This is a genomic window from Camelimonas sp. ID_303_24 (assembly GCF_053543495.1).
Genome location: NZ_JBLLJM010000017.1, coordinates 1 through 19,971, shown reverse-complemented (window position 1 = coordinate 19,971; position 19,971 = coordinate 1). Strand labels below are relative to the sequence as shown.

30 protein-coding genes are annotated in these 19,971 nt (G+C 63.9%); 2 read left to right on the top strand and 28 right to left on the bottom strand.

The genetic code is table 11. The annotated features are described in order from the left end of the window. The first annotated feature begins 13 nt into the window (after positions 1 to 13). Positions 14 to 2,311, top strand: coding sequence for a protein-disulfide reductase DsbD family protein (locus ACERNI_RS14425; protein ID WP_448833952.1), 2,298 nt, complete (start codon positions 14 to 16; stop codon positions 2,309 to 2,311). 474 nt (positions 2,312 to 2,785) lie between these two features. Next, positions 2,786 to 3,439 (top strand): thioredoxin family protein, encoded by a 654-nt coding sequence (locus ACERNI_RS14420; protein WP_448833951.1) that lies wholly within the window; start codon positions 2,786 to 2,788, stop codon positions 3,437 to 3,439. A 187-nt stretch (positions 3,440 to 3,626) separates the two neighbouring features. Here ACERNI_RS14420 and ACERNI_RS14415 read toward each other — a convergent pair whose 3' ends face one another. The 28 genes from ACERNI_RS14415 to rpsJ form a co-directional block, all read right to left on the bottom strand. Next, complete coding sequence (locus ACERNI_RS14415) at positions 3,627 to 4,994, bottom strand: Do family serine endopeptidase (protein WP_448834028.1); 1,368 nt, start codon at positions 4,992 to 4,994, stop codon at positions 3,627 to 3,629. A gap of 474 nt (positions 4,995 to 5,468) precedes the next feature. Beyond that, on the bottom strand, positions 5,469 to 5,879 hold the full coding sequence (gene rplQ / locus ACERNI_RS14410; protein WP_448833950.1) for a 50S ribosomal protein L17: 411 nt from the start codon (positions 5,877 to 5,879) through the stop codon (positions 5,469 to 5,471). Positions 5,880 to 5,967: 88 nt separating this feature from the next. Beyond that, positions 5,968 to 7,035 (bottom strand): DNA-directed RNA polymerase subunit alpha, encoded by a 1,068-nt coding sequence (locus ACERNI_RS14405; RefSeq protein ID WP_448833949.1) that lies wholly within the window; start codon positions 7,033 to 7,035, stop codon positions 5,968 to 5,970. 54 nt (positions 7,036 to 7,089) lie between these two features. Continuing rightward, positions 7,090 to 7,479, bottom strand: a complete 390-nt coding sequence (gene rpsK, locus ACERNI_RS14400; RefSeq protein WP_132010769.1) for a 30S ribosomal protein S11 — start codon at positions 7,477 to 7,479, stop codon at positions 7,090 to 7,092. A gap of 101 nt (positions 7,480 to 7,580) precedes the next feature. Beyond that, entirely contained in the window at positions 7,581 to 7,949 is a 369-nt protein-coding gene (gene rpsM, locus ACERNI_RS14395) for a 30S ribosomal protein S13 (protein ID WP_132010767.1), read from the bottom strand. 179 nt (positions 7,950 to 8,128) lie between these two features. Beyond that, the gene (locus tag ACERNI_RS14390; protein ID WP_448833948.1) at positions 8,129 to 8,719 is read right to left on the bottom strand and encodes an adenylate kinase; all 591 of its coding nucleotides are present in this window, start codon (positions 8,717 to 8,719) and stop codon (positions 8,129 to 8,131) included. Further along, positions 8,716 to 10,053, bottom strand: a complete 1,338-nt coding sequence (gene secY, locus ACERNI_RS14385; protein WP_448833947.1) for a preprotein translocase subunit SecY — start codon at positions 10,051 to 10,053, stop codon at positions 8,716 to 8,718. The genes ACERNI_RS14390 and secY overlap by 4 nt, the downstream gene beginning before the upstream one ends. 112 nt (positions 10,054 to 10,165) lie before the next feature. Further along, positions 10,166 to 10,645 carry a 50S ribosomal protein L15 gene (gene rplO, locus ACERNI_RS14380; protein WP_448833946.1) on the bottom strand — a complete coding sequence of 160 codons (480 nt, stop codon included), beginning with the start codon at positions 10,643 to 10,645 and terminating at the stop codon, positions 10,166 to 10,168. Positions 10,646 to 10,650: 5 nt separating this feature from the next. Next, positions 10,651 to 10,845, bottom strand: coding sequence for a 50S ribosomal protein L30 (rpmD, locus tag ACERNI_RS14375; RefSeq protein WP_132010759.1), 195 nt, complete (start codon positions 10,843 to 10,845; stop codon positions 10,651 to 10,653). Positions 10,846 to 10,855: 10 nt separating this feature from the next. Then, positions 10,856 to 11,416, bottom strand: coding sequence for a 30S ribosomal protein S5 (gene rpsE, locus ACERNI_RS14370; RefSeq protein WP_191317934.1), 561 nt, complete (start codon positions 11,414 to 11,416; stop codon positions 10,856 to 10,858). A gap of 151 nt (positions 11,417 to 11,567) precedes the next feature. Continuing rightward, positions 11,568 to 11,930 (bottom strand): 50S ribosomal protein L18, encoded by a 363-nt coding sequence (rplR, locus tag ACERNI_RS14365; protein ID WP_448833945.1) that lies wholly within the window; start codon positions 11,928 to 11,930, stop codon positions 11,568 to 11,570. A 9-nt stretch (positions 11,931 to 11,939) separates the two neighbouring features. Beyond that, a complete protein-coding gene (rplF, locus tag ACERNI_RS14360) occupies positions 11,940 to 12,473 on the bottom strand; it encodes a 50S ribosomal protein L6 (protein WP_448833944.1) in 534 nt (177 codons plus the stop codon). A gap of 35 nt (positions 12,474 to 12,508) precedes the next feature. After that, entirely contained in the window at positions 12,509 to 12,907 is a 399-nt protein-coding gene (gene rpsH / locus ACERNI_RS14355; protein ID WP_132010752.1) for a 30S ribosomal protein S8, read from the bottom strand. Between the two features lie 10 nt (positions 12,908 to 12,917). Further along, positions 12,918 to 13,223 (bottom strand): 30S ribosomal protein S14, encoded by a 306-nt coding sequence (gene rpsN / locus ACERNI_RS14350; RefSeq protein ID WP_448833943.1) that lies wholly within the window; start codon positions 13,221 to 13,223, stop codon positions 12,918 to 12,920. A gap of 42 nt (positions 13,224 to 13,265) precedes the next feature. Further along, positions 13,266 to 13,907, bottom strand: a complete 642-nt coding sequence (gene rplE / locus ACERNI_RS14345) for a 50S ribosomal protein L5 (RefSeq protein WP_448833942.1) — start codon at positions 13,905 to 13,907, stop codon at positions 13,266 to 13,268. Next, positions 13,900 to 14,217: a 50S ribosomal protein L24 gene (gene rplX / locus ACERNI_RS14340; protein ID WP_448833941.1), complete on the bottom strand. Its 318-nt coding sequence runs from the start codon at positions 14,215 to 14,217 to the stop codon at positions 13,900 to 13,902. Before rplX ends, rplE begins: the two co-directional genes overlap by 8 nt. Then, positions 14,217 to 14,585, bottom strand: coding sequence for a 50S ribosomal protein L14 (gene rplN / locus ACERNI_RS14335; RefSeq protein ID WP_191317759.1), 369 nt, complete (start codon positions 14,583 to 14,585; stop codon positions 14,217 to 14,219). The genes rplX and rplN overlap by 1 nt, the downstream gene beginning before the upstream one ends. Before the next feature lie 100 nt (positions 14,586 to 14,685). Next, positions 14,686 to 14,928: a 30S ribosomal protein S17 gene (gene rpsQ / locus ACERNI_RS14330; RefSeq protein WP_448833940.1), complete on the bottom strand. Its 243-nt coding sequence runs from the start codon at positions 14,926 to 14,928 to the stop codon at positions 14,686 to 14,688. 10 nt (positions 14,929 to 14,938) lie between these two features. Next, positions 14,939 to 15,148, bottom strand: a complete 210-nt coding sequence (gene rpmC, locus ACERNI_RS14325; protein ID WP_132010740.1) for a 50S ribosomal protein L29 — start codon at positions 15,146 to 15,148, stop codon at positions 14,939 to 14,941. 10 nt (positions 15,149 to 15,158) lie between these two features. Further along, a complete protein-coding gene (gene rplP, locus ACERNI_RS14320; RefSeq protein WP_132010738.1) occupies positions 15,159 to 15,572 on the bottom strand; it encodes a 50S ribosomal protein L16 in 414 nt (137 codons plus the stop codon). 27 nt (positions 15,573 to 15,599) lie between these two features. After that, a complete protein-coding gene (gene rpsC / locus ACERNI_RS14315) occupies positions 15,600 to 16,310 on the bottom strand; it encodes a 30S ribosomal protein S3 (RefSeq protein WP_191317758.1) in 711 nt (236 codons plus the stop codon). 10 nt (positions 16,311 to 16,320) lie between these two features. Further along, the gene (rplV, locus tag ACERNI_RS14310; RefSeq protein ID WP_132010734.1) at positions 16,321 to 16,701 is read right to left on the bottom strand and encodes a 50S ribosomal protein L22; all 381 of its coding nucleotides are present in this window, start codon (positions 16,699 to 16,701) and stop codon (positions 16,321 to 16,323) included. A gap of 2 nt (positions 16,702 to 16,703) precedes the next feature. After that, positions 16,704 to 16,982: a 30S ribosomal protein S19 gene (rpsS, locus tag ACERNI_RS14305; RefSeq protein ID WP_191317757.1), complete on the bottom strand. Its 279-nt coding sequence runs from the start codon at positions 16,980 to 16,982 to the stop codon at positions 16,704 to 16,706. 11 nt (positions 16,983 to 16,993) lie between these two features. Then, positions 16,994 to 17,830: a 50S ribosomal protein L2 gene (gene rplB / locus ACERNI_RS14300; protein ID WP_448833939.1), complete on the bottom strand. Its 837-nt coding sequence runs from the start codon at positions 17,828 to 17,830 to the stop codon at positions 16,994 to 16,996. 22 nt (positions 17,831 to 17,852) lie between these two features. Next, positions 17,853 to 18,161, bottom strand: coding sequence for a 50S ribosomal protein L23 (locus ACERNI_RS14295; protein ID WP_132010728.1), 309 nt, complete (start codon positions 18,159 to 18,161; stop codon positions 17,853 to 17,855). Then, complete coding sequence (rplD, locus tag ACERNI_RS14290; RefSeq protein WP_448834027.1) at positions 18,158 to 18,778, bottom strand: 50S ribosomal protein L4; 621 nt, start codon at positions 18,776 to 18,778, stop codon at positions 18,158 to 18,160. The genes ACERNI_RS14295 and rplD overlap by 4 nt, the downstream gene beginning before the upstream one ends. Further along, entirely contained in the window at positions 18,778 to 19,515 is a 738-nt protein-coding gene (rplC, locus tag ACERNI_RS14285; RefSeq protein WP_448833938.1) for a 50S ribosomal protein L3, read from the bottom strand. The genes rplD and rplC overlap by 1 nt, the downstream gene beginning before the upstream one ends. A gap of 49 nt (positions 19,516 to 19,564) precedes the next feature. Further along, complete coding sequence (rpsJ, locus tag ACERNI_RS14280; protein WP_132010777.1) at positions 19,565 to 19,873, bottom strand: 30S ribosomal protein S10; 309 nt, start codon at positions 19,871 to 19,873, stop codon at positions 19,565 to 19,567. Positions 19,874 to 19,971: the final 98 nt, after the last annotated feature.

The following is a 19,971-nucleotide window of genomic DNA, read 5'->3' as shown; positions in this document are numbered from 1 at the left end:
GAGTGAACCTTTGATGGCGACATCACTCACCGGTCAGCGCGGCGCACCGCTGCAAGCGGCCATGCAGGCGACCGGGCTTGTGATCAGACTTGCGATCAGACTTGCGATTCTTGCGATTTTCACGCTGACGGCCCACGGCCTGACCGCAGGCGACGGCGCGTGGGCCAATCAACGCGGCAATGATCTGGTCAAGGCTGATCTGCTGATCGAACCCGGCGCCATCCAGCCAGGCAAACCGTTCACCGTGGCGCTGCGCCTGCGCATGAAGGAGCACTGGCACACCTATTGGCGCAACCCGGGCGATTCCGGCCTGCCCACCGAAGTTCGCTGGTCGCTGCCGCCGGGCTTCCAGGCCGGGCCGATCCAGTGGCCAACGCCAGAGCGCCTGCCTGTCGGCCCGCTGATGAATTTCGGCTACGAAGGCGAAACCTTCCTGCTGACGCAGATCACCCCGCCAGCCGACCTTGCCCCGATCGGCCGGGTGACCATCAAGGCCGACGCCTCATGGCTGGTGTGCGAGAAAGAATGCGTGCCGGGCAGCGCCAGCCTCTCCGCCAGCGCCCCAGCGGCGCCCGCAACCACGACGGTGGCGGCGGATCCCGCATCCGCCAGCGCCTTCGCCGCCGCCCGCAACCAGCAGCCAACGCCCCTCGCAGGCGCCACATTCAACGCCAGTGGCGACGCGTTCACCGTCACTGCGCCGCTGCCAGCCGGCATGTCCGCTGACGGGATCCGTGACGCCGCCTTCTTCCCCGTCAACGAGAGCCTGCTCGAGAACGCAGCTCCGCAAAAGCGCGAGATACAGGACGGCAAGCTGACGCTGACGCTGACGATGCAGCGCAGCGCCACCGCCACCGCCGCCCCGTCACACCTTGCCGGGGTGATCAGCCTCACCGCCGCCTCCGGCGAGACCCGCGGTTTTGAGATCAGCATAGGCGATCCGCCTCCGGCCATCGCCAGTTCATCCACCAGCCAGCCGGCCTTCGCCGCGTCGCCCCGGGCTTCGGCTCCAGTTGCAACCGGCGCCGAAGCGGCCAGCCTCACCCTCTGGATGGCCCTGGTGCTCGCCTTTGCCGGCGGCATGGTCCTCAATCTGATGCCCTGTGTGTTTCCGGTGCTGTCGATCAAGGTGCTGTCGCTGGCCCAGGGCGGCGGCAAGACGCCGCGCGCCATGCGCCTGCACGGCCTGAGCTATGGGGCGGGCGTCCTGGTTTCCTTCGTCGCCCTCGCCGCCATGCTGATCGCGGCGCGGCAGGCCGGCGCCAGCATTGGCTGGGGCTTCCAGCTGCAATCGCCGCCAGTCGTGGCGCTGCTTGCCTATGTGATGTTCGCCATGGGCCTGGGGCTTTCCGGGGCTGTCCAGCTCGGCGCTTCGTGGAGCGGCCTCGGCGATCGGCTCACCCGCCGGGCCAGCTATGGCGGTTCGTTCTTCACCGGCATTCTCGCCGCAGTGGTCGCCAGCCCGTGCACCGGGCCATTCATGGGCGCCGCCATCGGCTTTTCGCTCACCCAGTCCGCAGGCATGGCCATCGCTGTCTTCGTCGCCCTCGGCGCCGGCCTGGCCTTTCCCTTTGTGCTGCTCACCTTCATTCCGGCGCTGATGAAGCGCATGCCGCGCCCTGGCCGCTGGATGGAGATTCTCAAGCAGGCCCTCGCCTTCCCGCTCTACGTCACCGCCGCCTGGCTTATCTGGGTTCTGAGCCAGCAGGTATCGCCCATCGGCCTGTCGCTGGCGCTTGGCGGCCTTGTCGCCGTGGCGCTGGCCATCTGGGCCGCGGGCCTCGCCGCCACGGCGAAACGGGGCGGCGCCTTCGCCGCCCGCGCAATCGTGGCGCTGGCGCTCATCATTGTCGTGGCCTGCATCTGGCGGATTGACGAAACCCGCCACGCCCCCGGCGCCGTGGCCGCGACCAGTGAGGGTGTCGAGCCCTTCACCCAACAGCGGCTCAACGCCCTGCTGGCCGAGCGCAAGCCGGTGTTCGTCAATCTGACGGCGGCCTGGTGCATCACCTGCATGGTCAACGAGCGCACCACCCTGGACACCGCCACCGTGCGCGACGCCCTGAAAGCGCGTGGCGTCACCTATCTGAAGGGCGACTGGACCAACCAGAATCCGGAAATCACCGCCCTGCTGGCCCGCTTCGGCCGCGGCGGCGTTCCGCTGTATCTGCTCTATCGGGGCGATGGCGTCGATGAAACCCCAGTAGTCCTGCCCCAGATCCTCACGCCCGCAACCGTGACGGAGGCCCTGGCGGCGCTGCCGGCGCGCCTCGCCCTCCAGGACGCGAACGTGGCGGCCCCAGGCCGCTGATCCCTGGCGCCCTGATCCCTCGGGGCCCCTGATTTCGGGGAGCGCCCTGATTCCAGGCGCCCCCAGATTCCAGGCCGGGCGGCGTCGCCCGTTTGCCAGATCAGATGCTGCCGCCAACGCCTGCGGTTTGGCTGACGCGCCAACCGGACCTCACGGACATCAGATCGCGAAGGCGCCGACGCATCGGCGACCTGCAAGGCTCACCTCCATGTGATGCCCGCACTTGCAGCAGATGGCTTGCGTCGCTGACGCTCACCGCCTCCAGTGGGTGAAATCCGGGGCGTGACGCGCATTGGGTTTTGCCGGCGACCGGGTTTCCATTCTATCGTCCTGATTCGGGACGTTTTCGTCCAGGCGAGGGCCCGCGTTGCCGATTGAAAACATTGGGCCTGGAACCGCCTGCTCCCAGCGCCGTTTTTATGAATACCCGGCGCCGCGACACCCGCCAGCATTGAATCGCAAAGGAGAATGAGGATGAGCCGCCCCTTTTGTCTCTCGCGCCGCCGTCTGTTTGCGGGTAGCGCCCTTGCTGGCCTGGCCCTGGCCCTCGCTCCCACTCTCCCGACGCTTGCCGCGCCGCCGCCGGTGAAACCTGGCTCCGTGGCGCCGCCCTTTACCCTGACCTCGGCCGGCGGCGGAAAAATTTCCCTCGCGGATTTCAAGGGCAAAACCGTGGTGCTGGAGTGGACCAACCACGAATGCCCATTTGTGAAAAAACACTACGCCAGCGGCAACATGCAGAGTTTGCAGCGGGACGCCGCCAAAGCCGGCGTCATCTGGCTGAGCATCATTTCATCAGCCCCAGGCGAACAGGGCGCCGTTTCGCCCGATGAGGCCAACCGGCTCACCGCCAGCCGCGACGCCGCGCCTGCCCAGGTGCTGTTCGATCCGGATGGCAAGGTTGGTCGCGCCTATGGCGCGCGGGCCACGCCGCATATGTATGTCATCACGCCCGAAGGCAAACTCGCCTATATGGGCGCCATCGACGACAAGCCAGGCACGAACGTCTCCGAGATCGCGGGCGCGCGCAATTACGTGCGCGAGGCCCTGACCGAACTCAGCGGCGGCAAGCCGGTGAGCGCGCCACAAACCCGCGCTTACGGCTGCTCCATCAAATACGCCTCCTGAGGCAAATACGCCCCTGAGGCAACTCTGCGCTCCTGGCGTGGATGCCCGCGCGCTGCGGGCAGCCACGTTCTTCCAATCAGGGGCGTCAGCGTCTTCTCCGATCAAAATGGATCGGAAAACACGCCTCCATCCTCCACTTTGAACAAAGTGGGGCCGACCGGACGATTCCGTCTGACCAAAAGGCGCCCTAGCCGCCCAGGACGGCGGTGAACACCTCCTCGCCGCGCTTGATGGTGATTTCCCAATAGCGGGCGCGACGGGACAGCGCCGCGTCCAGCTCACGGGAGGTTGTAACCTTCTCGCCGTTCACCGCCACAATCACATCGCCTTTCTTCAGGCCCACCTGAGCGGCGCTGGAGCCATCGGCGATGTCGAGGATGACCACGCCGCTACCAGCCACATCCATGGCCAGTTCCTCGGCCACCGCCGGCGACAAATTGGCCGCCGTGGCGCCGCCAAACGGCGTGCGTTGCGAAAGCTTCACCACATCCCGCGCCGGTGTTTCCGGCGCCGGCGCGAGGCGGATTTTCACCGTCTCCTTCCGGGAGCCGCGCTGCACCGTCAGCGTCGCCTCCCCGCCCATCGGCCGGGTCGCGAGCCGGTAGCCGAACGCATCCGGATCATCCACCGCCTGCCCGTCCACCGACAGGATCACGTCGCCGCGCTTCAGCCCCGCATCGGCGGCCGGGCCGCCAGGGCGAAGCTCGGCCACAAGCGCCCCCGTGGGCCGCTCAAGCCCGACACTCTCGGCAATGTCGGCGGTCACCGCCTGCAACCGCCCGCCGAAATAGGGCCGCTTCACCAGCTTGCCGCCGCTTTTCGCCGAATCCACCACGACCCGCGTCATTGCGGCCGGTATGGCGAAGCCAATGCCGACACTGCCGCCAGAACGGGAATAGATCGCCGAATTGATGCCGACCAGACGGCCCTTCATATCCACAAGGGCGCCGCCGGAATTGCCCGGATTGATGGCGGCGTCGGTCTGGATGAAGAACTGGTAGTCGCCAATGCCAACCTGCGTGCGGGCCAGCGCCGAAACAATGCCCTGGGTGACCGTCTGGCCAACGCCGAACGGATTGCCGATGGCCAGAACCAGATCGCCGACCTCAAGCGCGTCCGAATCGCCCAGCTCCATGGCAGGCAGCTTCACGCCCTTGTCGCGGATACGCAGCACGGCCAGATCGGTGCGCGGATCGCGCAGCACGATATCGCACTCGAATTCGCGCTTGTCAGCGAGCGCGATCTTCACCTCGGTCATGTTTTCAATGACGTGATGATTGGTGACGATGATTCCCGTGGGATCGACAATCACGCCGGAGCCCAGCGACCGCGCCACGCGCTCGCGCGGCACGCCGAAGTCGCCGCCAAAGAAACGGCGGAAGAACGGGTCTTCGAACAGCGGATTCTGCTGCTGACGCTCAACCCGCGCTCCATAGACGTTGACCACCGACGGCGCGACCTTCCTGACGATCGGGCTGAAGGAGAGCTGGATATCACCACGGCTCTGCGGCGCCTCTCGCGTCTGGGCAAAGGCCGTGGACGGCCCGGCCATCATGGCGGCGACGACCGCGGCGGCCGTCAGCGCAGCCGCGCGGGAAACCCCGCGATTGCGCCTTCCAACCCGGGCTGGCCGCATTCCATTGGCGCCAATAACCATCCACATCCTCAATTCTCCCAACGCAAGGCCGGATGCCAGAACTGGCTCCCGCCCCGCCCAAATTCCTCGCGCCAGCCGCAGGCAAGCCAGCCGTCAGCAGTCAGGCTACCTGCCCCCGCCGCATGGCGCTGAAGCGGCAAAACCTCGCCGGCCCCAACCTGGCCGCAGACACGCAGAATCTCCACCCTGTCAGCCCATCGCCGAACCACGCGGAAACAGCCTGTATGGCGTGCGCCATCTTGCCAGAATCCCGCACGATTCAATCGGAAAAGTGGCGGACCCAAGACATGAGCACCGTCCGACATTGCCAGCAGCGCAATAAAAAAGGGCGGTGAAAACACCGCCCTTCCAAAATTTCAGCTGAGCTGAAAATCACGCCTCGTCAGCAACCTGCGTCGGGCCGGAGTCCTTGCCCTTGGCGTCAACGTCGCGGTCAACGAACTCGATGACAGCCATCGGAGCGTTGTCGCCGAAGCGGAAGCCGGCCTTCATGATGCGCAGGTAGCCGCCGTTGCGCTCCTTGTAGCGCGGGCCAAGCACTTCAAACAGCTTGCGGGCCTGATCCTGGTCGCGGATCTGGGCGATGGCCTGACGACGGGCGTGCAGGTCGCCGCGCTTGCCGAGGGTCACCAGCTTCTCGACGATCGGACGCAGGTCCTTCGCCTTCGGCAGGGTGGTGACAATCTGCTCGTGCTTGATCAGCGCCGCAGCCATGTTGGCGAACATCGCCTTGCGGTGCTCGGAGGAGCGGTTGAAACGACGATGGGCGAAACCGTGACGCATTGGCTGTCTCCAGATTTATGCGGCCGCCGTGCCACGGTACGGCCGCTCTCTTGATTGGCTGGCTTGTCTGATAGCCAGCGCACAAAACTCAGTAGTGTTCTTCGAAGCGCTTGGCGAGGTCTTCGATGTTCTCCGGCGGCCAGCCCTGCACGTCCATGCCGAGGTGCAGGCCAAGAGTCGCGAGAACTTCCTTGATCTCGTTCAGCGACTTGCGACCGAAGTTCGGCGTGCGGAGCATCTCCGCTTCCGACTTCTGGATGAGGTCGCCGATGTAAACGATGTTGTCGTTCTTGAGGCAGTTGGCCGAACGGACCGACAGCTCCAGCTCGTCGACCTTCTTGAGCAGCGCGGGGTTGAAGGGCAGCTGCGGCGCAGCGGCGGCGCCGGCCTCCTCGCGACGGGGCTCTTCGAAATTGACGAAGATGGCCAGCTGGTCCTGCAGGATGCGCGCGGCGTAGGCCACGGCGTCTTCCGGCGAAACCGCGCCGTTAGTCTCCACCTCAAGCGTCAGCTTGTCATAGTCCAGAACCTGGCCCTCACGGGTGTTCTCGACGCGGTAGGAAACCTTGCGAACCGGGCTGAAAATGCTGTCCACCGGGATCAGGCCAATCGGCGCGTCCTCGGGGCAGTTGCGCTCAGCCGGCACATAGCCCTTGCCGGTGTTGACGGTGAACTCCATGCGCACTTCCGCGCCATCGTCCAGCGTGCACAGCGGCATGTCAGGATTAAGAATCTGGATGTCGCCAACCGTGTTGATGTCGCCGGCGGTGACAAGGCCGGGGCCCTGCTTGCGCAACGTCATCCGCTTGGGGCCTTCGCCCTGCATGCGAATGGCAATCATCTTCACGTTCAGCACAATGTCGGTGACGTCCTCACGAACGCCTGGCACCGACGAAAACTCGTGCAGCACGCCGTCGATCTGGATCGCCGTCACCGCAGCGCCCTGGAGAGACGACAGGAGCACGCGCCGCAAGGCGTTGCCCAGCGTCAGGCCGAAGCCACGCTCAAGCGGCTCTGCCACGAGGGTCGCCACGTGCCTGCGGTCATCGCTGCCGGACACCTCGAGCTTGCCCGGCTTGATCAGTTCCTGCCAGTTTTTCTGGATCACGAGCACACCTCTGCGGATCTCATAAGGGGCGGCGCGCCAACGCCACATTGAAGGGCGGCGCGTCGCAAACGGCGCGACCCCGGCAAGCCGGGGCCGTCAGGATCAGACGCGGCGGCGCTTGCGCGGACGGCAACCGTTGTGCGGGATCGGCGTCACGTCGCGGATCGAGGTCACGGTGAAGCCGGCAGCCTGCAGCGCGCGCAGGGCGGACTCACGACCGGAGCCGGGACCAGAAACCTCAACCTCAAGCGTGCGCATGCCATGCTCGGCAGCCTTGCGGGCAGCGTCCTCAGCAGCGACCTGAGCCGCATACGGGGTCGACTTGCGCGAACCCTTGAAGCCCATCGTGCCGGCGGACGACCAGGAGATCGTGTTGCCCTGCGCGTCGGTGATGGTGACCAGCGTGTTGTTGAAGCTGGCGTTCACGTGCGCGATGCCGGAGACGATGTTCTTGCGCTCGCGGCGACGAACGCGGGTAACTTCCTTGGCCATAAACCACTTCCTTCAGGCGCGCCCGTATTGCCAGGCGCTCGGGACAAAACATCGCGGAGCAGGACCCCTGCTCCGCCACAGACTGGCGAACCAGCCGCTGATTACTTCTTCTTGCCGGCGATCGGCTTCGCCTTGCCCTTGCGGGTGCGGGCGTTGGTGTGGGTGCGCTGACCGCGAACCGGCAGGCCGCGACGGTGACGCAGACCGCGATAGCAACCCAGGTCCATCAGGCGCTTGATGTTCATCGACACTTCGCGACGCAGGTCGCCTTCGACCAGATAGTCGCGGTCGATGGTTTCACGGATCTGCAGAACTTCCTGGTCAGTCAGTTCGTTGACCCGACGCTCAGCCGGAATGCCGACCTTCTCGCAGATCTCGGAAGCGAACTTCGCGCCGATGCCGTGAATGTACTGAAGCGCGATAACGGTGCGCTTGTTCGTCGGAATATTTACGCCAGCAATACGAGCCAATGTCGTCTCCATGTGGCCGGCGCAGGTGCGCCGGGTCTACTCAAGCGCCGCAAATCCGCGGCTGAACCCGCATCCGGTGGAGGCCGGCCCTGCGGGAAACGCAATGCGAACAGCGCCGTCCCTCTTGAGGAAAGAACGGCGCCGTTCGAAAAAGTTGCGCCCTGTTAACCCCAAAAGGCTCAGGCGTCAACCTTGTCAAGCGCCGCATAGAGCGCGGCGCTCACGGCGTCGATGGCCTGCTCGCCGTCAATGCGGGTGAGCTGGCCCCTGCCCTCATAGAACGGGGCGACAACCGCGGTATCGCGATTGTAGGCCGCCAGACGGGTCTTGAAGACCTCCGGATCATCGTCGGCGCGAACCGGCTCGCCATTGGCCTTCGATTCGGCGGCGCGATTGATGATCCGGCTCACCAGACCATCCTGGTCGACCACCAGCTCAACCACCGCGTCCAGCTTCAGCCCCTTGCCCGCGAGCATGTCGCCCAGCGCCTCGGCCTGGGCCACGGTGCGCGGAAAGCCGTCGAGAATGAAGCCCTTCTTCGCGTCGGCTTCCTCGATACGATCGGCGACAATGCCGATCACGATATCGTCGGAGACCAGCTGGCCGGCGTCCATCACCGCCCTGGCTTTCAGCCCAATCGGCGTGCCGGCCGCCACGGCGGCGCGCAACATGTCGCCGGTAGACAGCTGGGGGATGCCATAACGCTCGACCAGACGCTTCGCCTGGGTGCCCTTGCCCGCGCCCGGAGGGCCCAGAAGAATCAGTCTCATTTACGCCGTCCCCCTTTGAGTTTGGCCTTCTTGACGAGGCCCTCGTACTGGTGCGCGAGCAGATGGCCATGCACCTGCGCAACCGTATCCATCGTGACGCTCACGACGATCAGCAGCGAGGTGCCGCCGAAGTAGAAAGGAAGCGAGGCATAGGAAATCAGCAGTTCTGGAAGCAGACAGATGAGGGCCAGATAGGCCGCGCCGATCACGGTGATGCGCGTCAGCACATAGTCGATGAAATCCGCAGTGCGCTCACCCGGACGGATGCCAGGAATGAAGCCGCCCTGCTTCTTCAGATTGTCGGCCGTCTCCGACGGATTGAAAACGATAGCCGTGTAGAAGAAGGCAAAGAAAACGATCAGCGCCACGTACAGCACGATATACAGCGGCCGGCCGTGACCGAGATACGCTGACATGGTCGCGAGGAAACCCGTGCCGTCGCCACCCTGCGAGAAACTGGCAATGGTGGTCGGCAACAGCAGCAGCGACGAAGCGAAGATCGGCGGAATGACGCCGGCGGTGTTGAGCTTCAGCGGCAGGAACGAGGTCTGGCCTTCATACAGGCGGTTGCCGACCTGACGCTTGGGATAGTTGATCAGCAAGCGGCGCTGCGCCCGCTCCATGTAGACGATGAAGGCGATGGCGGCGACGGCCATGACAAGCACGCCGAGAATGATGCCGGTGGACAGGGCGCCCTGGCGACCCAGCTCAAGGGTGCCGGCGATGGCCTGCGGAAGCTCGGCGACAATGCCTGCGAAAATGATCAGCGAAACGCCATTGCCGATGCCGCGGGCGGTGATCTGCTCGCCCAGCCACATCAGGAACATGGTGCCGCCCAGCAGCGTGATCACCGTGGAAATACGGAAAAACAGTCCGGGCTCAAGGACAACATTGCCCGAGCTCTCGAGACCCACCGCGATTCCCCAGGCCTGGAAAAGCGCCAGGATGACCGTGAGATAGCGGGTATACTGGTTGATGACCTTGCGGCCCTGCTCGCCCTCCTTCTTCAACTGCTCGAGCGACGGCACGATGCTCGTCAACAGCTGCAGGATGATGGAGGCCGAGATGTACGGCATGATGTTCAGGGCGAAAATTGCAAGCCGCCCGACAGCGCCGCCGGAAAACATGTTGAACAGGCCGAGCACGCCGCCCTGGGTCTGGCGGAAAATATCGGCCACCGCGTCCGGATTGACCCCCGGAAGCGGGATATAGGTGCCGAGGCGATAGACGATCAGCGCGCCCAACGTGAACCAGATCCGCTTTTTCAGCTCCTCCGCCTTGGCGAGCGAACTGAAATTGAGACTGGAAGCGAGCTGTTCAGCTGCCGATGCCATGCGCTTGACCCTCGGGCCCCAACGGAGGGCGGCGGGCCGCCCTCCGGTTTCAGGACCGTCTTTGAAATTTTAATAAATTCAGACGGATATCACATAAACCTGAGAAATGGCCTCAGGCTTCCGCAGCAGCCTCACCGCCGAGAATCGTGACGGAGCCGCCCGCCTTCTCCACCGCTTCTACGGCAGAGCGGGACGCGCCTGCAACCTGCAGAACGAGCTTCGCCTTCAGTTCTCCGACGCCGAGAATGCGGACGCCGTCACGGGCCTTGGCGCAAACGCCGGCGGCCACGAGAACGTCAACAGTCACCGGCGCAGACGCATCCAGCTTGCCGGCGTCAATCGCCACCTGCAGCCGGCCGAGGTTCACCTCGTTGTAGTCCTTGCGGAAAATGTTGTTGAAGCCGCGCTTCGGCAGACGGCGATGCACAGGCATCTGGCCGCCTTCGAAACCCTTGATGGCCACACCGGCGCGGGACTTCTGACCCTTGACGCCACGGCCGCCGGTCTTGCCCTTGCCGGAACCGATGCCGCGGCCAACGCGCATGCGCTCTTTGGTAGCGCCCGGATTATCGCGAATGTCTGTGAGCTTCATGTTTCTCACTCCCCGTCCACGACGCGAACGAGGTGCTTCACTGCTTCGATCATGCCGCGGGTGGCGGAATTGTCGGGCAGCGTCGAGCGCTTGTTCATCTTGTTGAGACCGAGACCAATCAGCGTTGCGCGCTGGGTCGACACGCGGCGGATCGGGCTACCGATCTGCACGACTGTCACTGTCTTCTGAGCCTTGGACATGTTGCCCCCCTCACGCTTCTGCGGAAACGTCAGAGCCGGCGTCACGACGGCGCGACTGAAGGGTCGAAACCTTCAGACCACGACGCGCGGCCACCGAACGCGGGCTGTCTTCCTGCTTCAGGGCGTCGATCGTCGCGCGAACCAGGTTGTACGGGTTCGACGAACCGAGCGACTTGGCGACCACGTCAGCCACGCCCAGGGTCTCGAACACGGCGCGCATCGGGCCGCCGGCGATGATGCCGGTACCAGGAGCGGCCGCGCGCAGCACGACCTTGCCAGCGCCCCAACGTCCGTTGACGTCGTGATGCAGGGTGCGGCCTTCCTTGAGCGGAATGCGGACCAGCGTGCGCTTGGCGGCTTCAGTCGCCTTGCGGATCGCCTCAGGAACTTCACGGGCCTTGCCGTGACCGAAGCCAACGCGGCCCTTCTGGTCGCCAACGACCACGAGAGCGGCGAAGCCGAAGCGGCGACCACCCTTCACGACCTTGGCAACGCGATTGATATGTACAAGGCGATCAACGAATTCGCTGTCGCGCTCGCGCTCTTCGCGCGGCTGCCTGTCTCTTGCCATAACCATCTCACTTTCGCGGGCTGCGGCCCCCGCTCGCTAAAACAAAAAACGCCGCAATGCATCTTCAGGCGAAACGCCAAAAAGGCTGACGCGAACAGGCCGCCCTTTCCAGAGCGACCTGCCGTTCAGCCATAATGGACGTCTGGCGCCGTCAGAAGTTGAGGCCACCCTCGCGGGCGGCGTCAGCCAGGGCCTTGACGCGGCCGTGGTAGATGTAGGAGCCGCGATCGAACACGACGTCCTTCACGCCGGCGGCAACGGCGCGCTCAGCAACGAGCTTGCCGATCAGCTTCGCCGCCTCGACGTCCGCGCCGGTCTTCAGACCGGAACGCAGATCCTTCTCGAGCGTCGAAGCAGCCGCCAGGGTCACACCCTTCACATCATCGATGATCTGGGCGTAAATCTGCTTGGAGGACCGAAACACCGACAGCCGCGGACGGCCATTGGCGGCGGCCCGAAGAGCGCGGCGAACGCGCGCCTTGCGGCGATCGCTCGAACCTTGATTCGAAGCCATGTTCGATCCTTACTTCTTCTTGCCTTCCTTGCGGAAGATAAATTCGTTGGCGTACTTGACGCCCTTGCCCTTGTAAGGCTCGGGGCCACGATACTCGCGGATCTCGGCAGCGACCTGACCAACCTGCTGCTTGTTGATGCCGGAAACGACGATCTCCGTCGGCTTCGGCGTCACAATAGCGATGCCTTCCGGCACCGGGTAGTCAACATCATGGCTGAAGCCAAGCGACAGCTTCAGCGTCTTGCCAGCGACAGCGGCCCTGTAGCCGACGCCGTTGATCTCGAGCTTCTTCTCAAAGCCCTTGCTGACGCCCTCAATCAGGTTGCTCACCTGCGAACGCGACATGCCCCAAAGAGAGCGGGCCTTCTTGGATTCGTCGCGCGGCTGCACCGAGATGGAGCCGTCAGCGAGAGAAACCGACACATCGTCAGGAATAACGAAGGACAGTTCGCCCTTCGAGCCCTTGACCTTGACCAGCTGGCCGTCGACCGTCGCAGTGACGCCGGACGGCACGGTAACCGGCTTTTTTCCGATACGAGACATAATATGGTCCCCCGTGGGTTCGACAACGCTGCTGGTCAGAAGACCTTGCAGAGCACTTCGCCGCCCACGTTGCTCTCGCGAGCCGTATGATCGGCCATGACGCCCTTCGGCGTCGAGAGAATGGTGACGCCAAGACCGTCAGCCACGCGCGGCATGGCGTCGACGGAAGCATAGACCCGACGGCCGGGCTTGGAGACGCGCTCGATCTTGCGGATCACCGGCTGGCCATCAAAATACTTCAGCTCGATCTCGAACTCGGTCCGGCCGTTGCCGTACTCGGTCACAGTGAAACCGCGGATATAACCCTCCTGCTGCAGCACGTCCAGGACGCGGGCGCGCAGCGAGGAACCGGGGCTGGTCACGCGGGGGCGACGACGCATCTGCGCATTGCGGATGCGGGTCAACAAATCGCCGATGGGATCATTCACAGCCATGGCGCTCTCCTTACCAGCTCGACTTGACCAGACCCGGGATCAAACCCTGGGATCCGAGCTCGCGAAGCGCGATACGCGACATCTTGAGCTTGCGATAATAGGCGCGCGGACGACCCGAAACCTCACAACGGTTACGGACGCGCGTCGGGCTGGAATTGCGCGGCAGCTGCGCAAGCTTCAGAACGGCCTCAAACCGCTCTTCGATCGGACGGTTCTTGTCCTCAGCGACCTCGAGAAGACGCGTGCGACGGCCAGCATACTGCTTGACCAGCTTCTCGCGACGCTTGTTCTTCTCAATCGAACTCTTCTTCGCCATATCAGTATTCTCCGGTGTCCGCGTATGAGCAGGCAGCCCTGCTCACTGCCGGAACGGGAAGTTGAAGTGCTTCAGGAGCGCACGAGCCTCGGCGTCGGTCGTCGCGGTGGTGCAGACGATAATGTCCATACCCCACATGGTGTCGACCTTGTCGTAGTTGATCTCAGGGAACACGATGTGCTCCTTGATGCCGAAAGCGTAGTTTCCGCGCCCGTCAAAGGACTTCGGATTGAGCCCGCGGAAGTCGCGGACACGCGGCAGCGCAATGGTCACCAGACGGTCAAGGAACTCGTACATCCGGACATTACGCAGCGTCACTTTCGCGCCGATCGGCATGTTCTCGCGAAGCTTGAACGTCGCGATAGCCTTGCGGGCGCGGGTCACAACGGCCTTCTGGCCGGTGATCTGGGTCAGGTCTTCAGCGGCAACGCTCGCCTTCTTGCTGTCGCCCGTCGATTCGCCAGCACCGATGTTCAGCACGATCTTTTCGATGCGCGGAACCTGCATGGGGTTGGCGTAGCCGAACTCTTCGACCAGCTTGGCGCGCACGACTTCGTCGTAGTGCTTGCGCAGACGCGCGGCGTAGCCTTCAGGGGTGCGCGGACGCGCGCCGGCAGCGACTTCGGCCTTGTCAGCCTTCGGCGCCTTGGCCTTGGCGACCTTCTTGCTGTCTTTCTCAGCCATCGATCACTTCCCCGGAACGCTTGGCGACGCGAACCTTGCGGCCATCGTCAAGAACCTTGAAACCAACGCGCGTCGCCTTGCCGTCCTTCGGATCGGCCAGCGCAACATTCGACAGATCGAGCGACGCTTCCTTGCTGATGATGCCGCCCTGGGCGGTCTGGGTCTGACGCTGATGACGCTTCACCAGGTTGACGCCACGCACCACAGCGCGGTTTTCCTTCGGCAACACCTGAACGACTTCGCCAGACTTGCCCCGGTCACGGCCGGTAAGGACGACAACCGTGTCGCCCTTCTTGATCTTCGCAGCCATCAGAGCACCTCAGGGGCGAGCGAAATGATTTTCATGTGATTGCGCGCGCGCAGCTCGCGCGGCACCGGTCCGAAAATACGGGTGCCAACCGGCTCTTTCTGATTGTTGATCAGAACGGCCGCGTTGTTGTCGAAACGGATCACGGAGCCGTCAGCGCGACGGATGTCCTTCGCGGTGCGAACGACGACAGCCTTCATGACGTCGCCCTTCTTCACGCGACCGCGCGGAATGGCTTCCTTGACGGACACAACGATGATGTCGCCCACGCCGGCGTACTTGCGCTTGGAGCCCCCAAGCACCTTGATGCACATGACGCGGCGGGCGCCGGAATTGTCAGCGACATCAAGGTTCGTCTGCATCTGGATCATGGCAAGATCCTTTCTCTGTCTCAGCCGGTTTCCGACGCGCGCCGCGCCGGACTACGACTGACGGGGATCTGGCGTCCCCTCGCCGTATGTGACGGGGAAATCAGGCTTCGCCCGACTTCTCCAGCACGACCCAGGACTTGGTCTTCGAAATCGGCTTCGATTCCTGGATCAGCACTTCGTCGCCAACCTTGAACACGTTGCCCTCGTCGTGGGCGTGGTAGTTCTTGGTGCGGCGGACGGTCTTCTTGAACAGTGGATGGGTGAAGCGACGCTCCACCTTCACCACCACAGTCTTGTCGCCCTTGTCACTGACGACCGTTCCCTGGAGAACGCGCTTCGGCATTCCCGCCTCCTCAAGCCTTTGGAGCGGCAGGCTGTGCCTGCAGCGTGCGGATGCGGGCGATGTCCCGACGGACCTCACGCACGCGATTCGTGTTTTCCAGCTGCCCTGTAGCACGCTGGAAGCGCAGATTAAACTGCTCTTTTTTCAGCTTCACCAACTCTTCGCCGAGCTGGTCCGCCGACATCCGCTTGAGGTCGGCAAGCCGGTCTTTCGTCTTCATTGCCTGTTCCTCACTCGGCGATGCGCTGCACGAAGCGCGTCTTGATCGGCAGCTTGGCGGCGCCGAGACGAAGCGCCTCGCGGGCGATCTCCTCGTTAACGCCGTCCAGCTCGAACATGATGCGGCCGGGCTTGACGCGGGCGGCCCAATATTCCGGCGAGCCCTTGCCCTTACCCATACGCACTTCGGTCGGCTTGTCCGTAACCGGAAGGTCCGGGAAAATACGGATCCAGACGCGGCCAGCGCGCTTCATGTGACGCGTGATGGCGCGGCGGGCCGCTTCAATCTGACGCGCGGTGATACGCTCGGGTTCAAGCGCCTTGAGGCCGAACTCACCGAAGTTGAGGTCCGTTCCACCCTTGGCGACACCGTGAATACGGCCCTTGAACTGCTTCCTGAACTTGGTTCTTTTGGGCGACAGCATTGCTTCTGCTCCTGGTCTCCGCGCCCCTTACCGGGACGCGTCCGACCCGCGACGCGCCTGCGAGCGGCCGCCGTCATCGTTCATCTTCTTGTCCTGGGCCATCGGATCATGTTCCAGGATCTCACCCTTGAAGATCCAGACCTTGATTCCGCACGTGCCGTAGGTGGTGAAGGCCGTGGCCACGCCATAGTCGACGTCGGCGCGCAGCGTATGCAGCGGCACGCGACCCTCGCGATACCACTCCATGCGTGCGATCTCGGCGCCGCCCAGACGGCCGGAGCAGTTGATGCGGATGCCCTCGGCGCCCAGACGCATCGCCGACTGAACGGCGCGCTTCATGGCGCGACGGAACGCCACGCGACGCTCAAGCTGCTGCGCGATCGACTCGGCGACCAGCGTCGCGTCGATCTCCGGCTTGCGCACTTCGACGATGTTGATGGCGACGTCGGCGTCGGTCATCTTCGCAACAGCGCGGCGCAGCTTGTCGATGTCCGCGCCCTTCTTGCCGATCACCACGCCCGGACGCGCCGAGTAGATGGTGACGCGGCACTTGCGGTGCGGGCGCTCAACAACGATGCGCGAAACAGCGGCCTGCTTCAGCATCTTGCGAAGCGCTTCGCGGATCCGCACGTCTTCGTGCAACAGCTGACCGTACTCGCCCTTGCGGGCGAACCAGCGGGAATCCCACGTACGGTTGACGCCGAGGCGAAGACCGATCGGATTGACTTTCTGACCCATGATCCCGTCCTCAGGCTGTCGCGGGCGTTTCGCGAACCACGATGGTCAGGTTCGCAAACGGCTTCTCGATACGCGTGCCACGACCGCGGGCGCGGGCATGGAAACGCTTCATCACCAGCCCCTTGCCGACGAACGCCTCGGCGACGACCAGGTCGTCGATGTCGAGGTCATGGTTGTTCTCGGCGTTGGCGATGGCGCTCTGCAGCGTCTTGCGGACATCGACGGCGATGCGCTTGCGGCTGAACTCGAGGTCAGCCAGGGCGCGAGACACCTTCTTGCCGCGGATCAGCTGCGCGACCAGGTTGAGCTTCTGCGGGGAAACGCGGAGGTTCCGCGCCACGGCGCGGGCCTCGTTGTCGGCAAGAGCGCGGGGATTGGCAGGCTTACCCATGCTTACCTCCTCTTCGCTTTCTTGTCAGCCGCATGCCCGTAATAGGTGCGGGTGGGTGAGAATTCGCCGAACTTGTGACCGACCATCTCTTCGGAAACCTGAACGGGAATATGCTTCTGGCCGTTGTAGACGCCAAACGTCAGACCGACGAAGTGCGGAAGAATGGTGGAGCGACGGCTCCAGATCTTCACGACTTCCGAACGGCTTGACGCGCGGGCTGCGTCGGCCTTCTTGAGAAGGTATCCGTCGACAAACGGACCTTTCCATACTGAACGCGCCATCGTGCGGTTCCTTACTTCTTCCGTTTGTGCCGGCTGGTGACGATAAAGGCATCCGTGCGCTTGTTGGCGCGCGTCTTCTTGCCCTTGGTCGGCTTGCCCCACGGAGTGACCGGGTGACGACCGCCAGAGGTGCGGCCTTCGCCGCCGCCGTGCGGGTGGTCGATCGGGTTCATGGTGACGCCGCGGTTGTGCGGACGCTGGCCCAGCCAGCGACGGCGACCCGCCTTGCCCATGTTGGTGTTCATGTGGTCGGGATTCGACACAGCGCCGACGCTGGCGAAGCACTGACCATGAACCAGACGCTGCTCACCCGAATTCAGGCGCACAATGACGTAGCCATGATCGCGACCAACGATCTGCGCATAAGCGCCGGCCGAACGGGCAATCGAGCCGCCCTTGCCGATCTTGGTCTCGATGTTGTGCACGATCGTGCCGATCGGCATGTTGGCCAGCGGCATCGCGTTGCCGGGCTTGATGTCAGCCTGCTCGGCGGCAATCACCGTGTCGCCAACAGCCAGGCGCTGCGGCGCCAGGATGTACGACAGCTTGCCGTCGGCAAACTTGATCAGCGCAATAAACGCGGTGCGGTTCGGATCGTATTCCAGACGCTCAACCGTCGCGGCATCGCCAAGGTTCTCGCGACGCTTGAAGTCGACGAGACGATAGCTCTGCTTGTGACCACCGCCACGGAAGCGAACGGTGATGCGGCCGTTGTTGTTACGACCACCCGAATGCGACTTGCCCTCGGTCAGCGTCTTGACCGGCTTGCCCTTGTACAGGGTCGAGCGATCGACGAGAACCAGCTGGCGTGTGCCCGGCGTGATCGGATTATAGGATTTAAGTGCCATTGCTACAAATTCCCGTATCCGCTCACAGACCGGTCGTCACATCGATGGATTCACCATCAACCAGGGTGACAACGGCCTTCTTGACGTCAGAGCGCTGGCCAAGGGTGTTGCGGAACCGCTTGACCTTGCCCTTGGTGACGAGCGTGTTGACGCTCGCGACCTTCACGTTGAACAGCTTCTCAACCGCCGCCTTGATCGCAGGCTTGGTTGCATTCTTGGCCACACGGAAGACGACCTTGTTCTGTTCCGACAGAACCGTCGCCTTCTCGGTGATCACCGGCGAGATGATCACATCGTAATGGCGCACGTCAGTGGGGCGAGTGCTGCTCATTTGAAGCGCGCCTCCAGCGCGTCGACTGCCGCCCTGGTCAGCACGAGCTTCTCACGGCGAATAATGTCGTAGACGTTGATGCCCTGGACGGGCAGCACGTCGACGTTCGGAATGTTGCGCGCCGCGAGGCTGAAGTTGGCGTCCAGTTCGCTGCCGTCGACAACGAGGGCGTTGCTGAGACCGAGCTTGCCGAACTGGCCGCGAAGGGCCTTCGTCTTCGGCTCGGCAACAGTGGCCTTGTCGAGAACGACAATCGAGCCGTCCTTCGCCTTGGCCGAAAGGGCGTGGCGCAGGGCCAGGGCGCGGACCTTCTTCGGCAGGTCGTGCGAGTGATCGCGCACAACCGGACCGAATGCCTTGCCGCCGCCGCGGAACTGCGGCGCGCTGGCGGCGCCATGACGGGCGCTGCCGGTGCCCTTCTGCTTGTAGACCTTCTTGCGCGTCCGGGCCACGTCGGAACGACCCTGCGAAGCATGGGTTCCGGCCTGACGGCGGGCGAGCTGCCAGCGCACGTAGCGATGGATCAGATCGGCGCGGGGCTCAAGACCGAAGATCGCGTCATCGACGTCGACCGAACCGGCGCTCTGCCCTTCAAGCGTGGTGATTTCGAGTTTCATCACGTCGTCTCCTGACCGTCAGTGGCCGGAGCCTCCGAAGCAGCCTCAGCGGCGGCGGCGCCGCGCTCACGGAACGCACCCGGAACCGGAGCGTCCTTCGGAAGCGCGCGCTTGACCGCATCGCGAACCATGATCCAGCCGCCGGCGACGCCAGGAACGGCGCCCTCGACGAGAATCAGGCCACGCTCGACGTCGGTCTGGACAACGCGCAGGTTCTGGGTGGTCACCCGCTCGGCGCCCATGTGTCCAGGCATCTTCTTGCCCTTGAACACCTTGCCCGGATCCTGACGACCGCCGGTGCCGCCGATGGAGCGGTGGGAGATCGACACGCCGTGCGAAGCGCGCAGGCCGCCGAAGTTCCAGCGCTTCATGCCGCCGGCGAAACCCTTACCGGTCGAGGTGCCGGTAACGTCCACGAACTGGCCCGCAACGAAGTGGTCAGCGGTGATCTCGGCGCCAACCGGAATCAGCTGGTCCGGCTCAACGCGGAACTCGGCGAGACGACGACGCGGCTCGACGTTGGCCACGGCGAAATGACCACGCTGGGCGCGGCTGACGTTCTTGACCTTGACCGAACCCGAACCGACCTGGAGGGCGGTGTAGCCGTTACGGTCGAGGGTGCGATGCGCGACCACCTGGCACTGGTCGAGCTTCAGAACGGTAACGGGCACATGCTCGCCCGCTTCGGTGAAGATGCGTGTCATCCCCACCTTCTGTGCAATGACGCCTGAGCGCATTTGCGTATCCTCTAAGGCGTGCCGAGGCAACCGTCGGCAATAACGCTCGTCAGAGCTTGATTTCGACGTCAACACCGGCCGCGAGGTCGAGCTTCATCAGCGCGTCCACGGTCTGCGGGGTCGGGTCCACGATGTCGAGAACGCGCTTGTGGGTGCGCATCTCGAACTGCTCACGCGACTTCTTGTCGATGTGAGGCGAACGATTGACCGTGTACTTCTCGATACGGGTAGGCAGCGGGATGGGGCCACGAACCTGTGCGCCCGTCCGCTTCGCCGTCGAGACGATCTCACGGGTCGACGCATCGAGGATGCGGTGATCGAACGCCTTGAGGCGAATTCGGATATTCTGACCGTTGATCATAAGACCCCTCCGGGCCGACGTACTTCAATAGAAAAGGACGCGCCGTCATTCCGGCGCGCCCCCGGACCCAAGAGATTACTCGATGATCGAGGAGA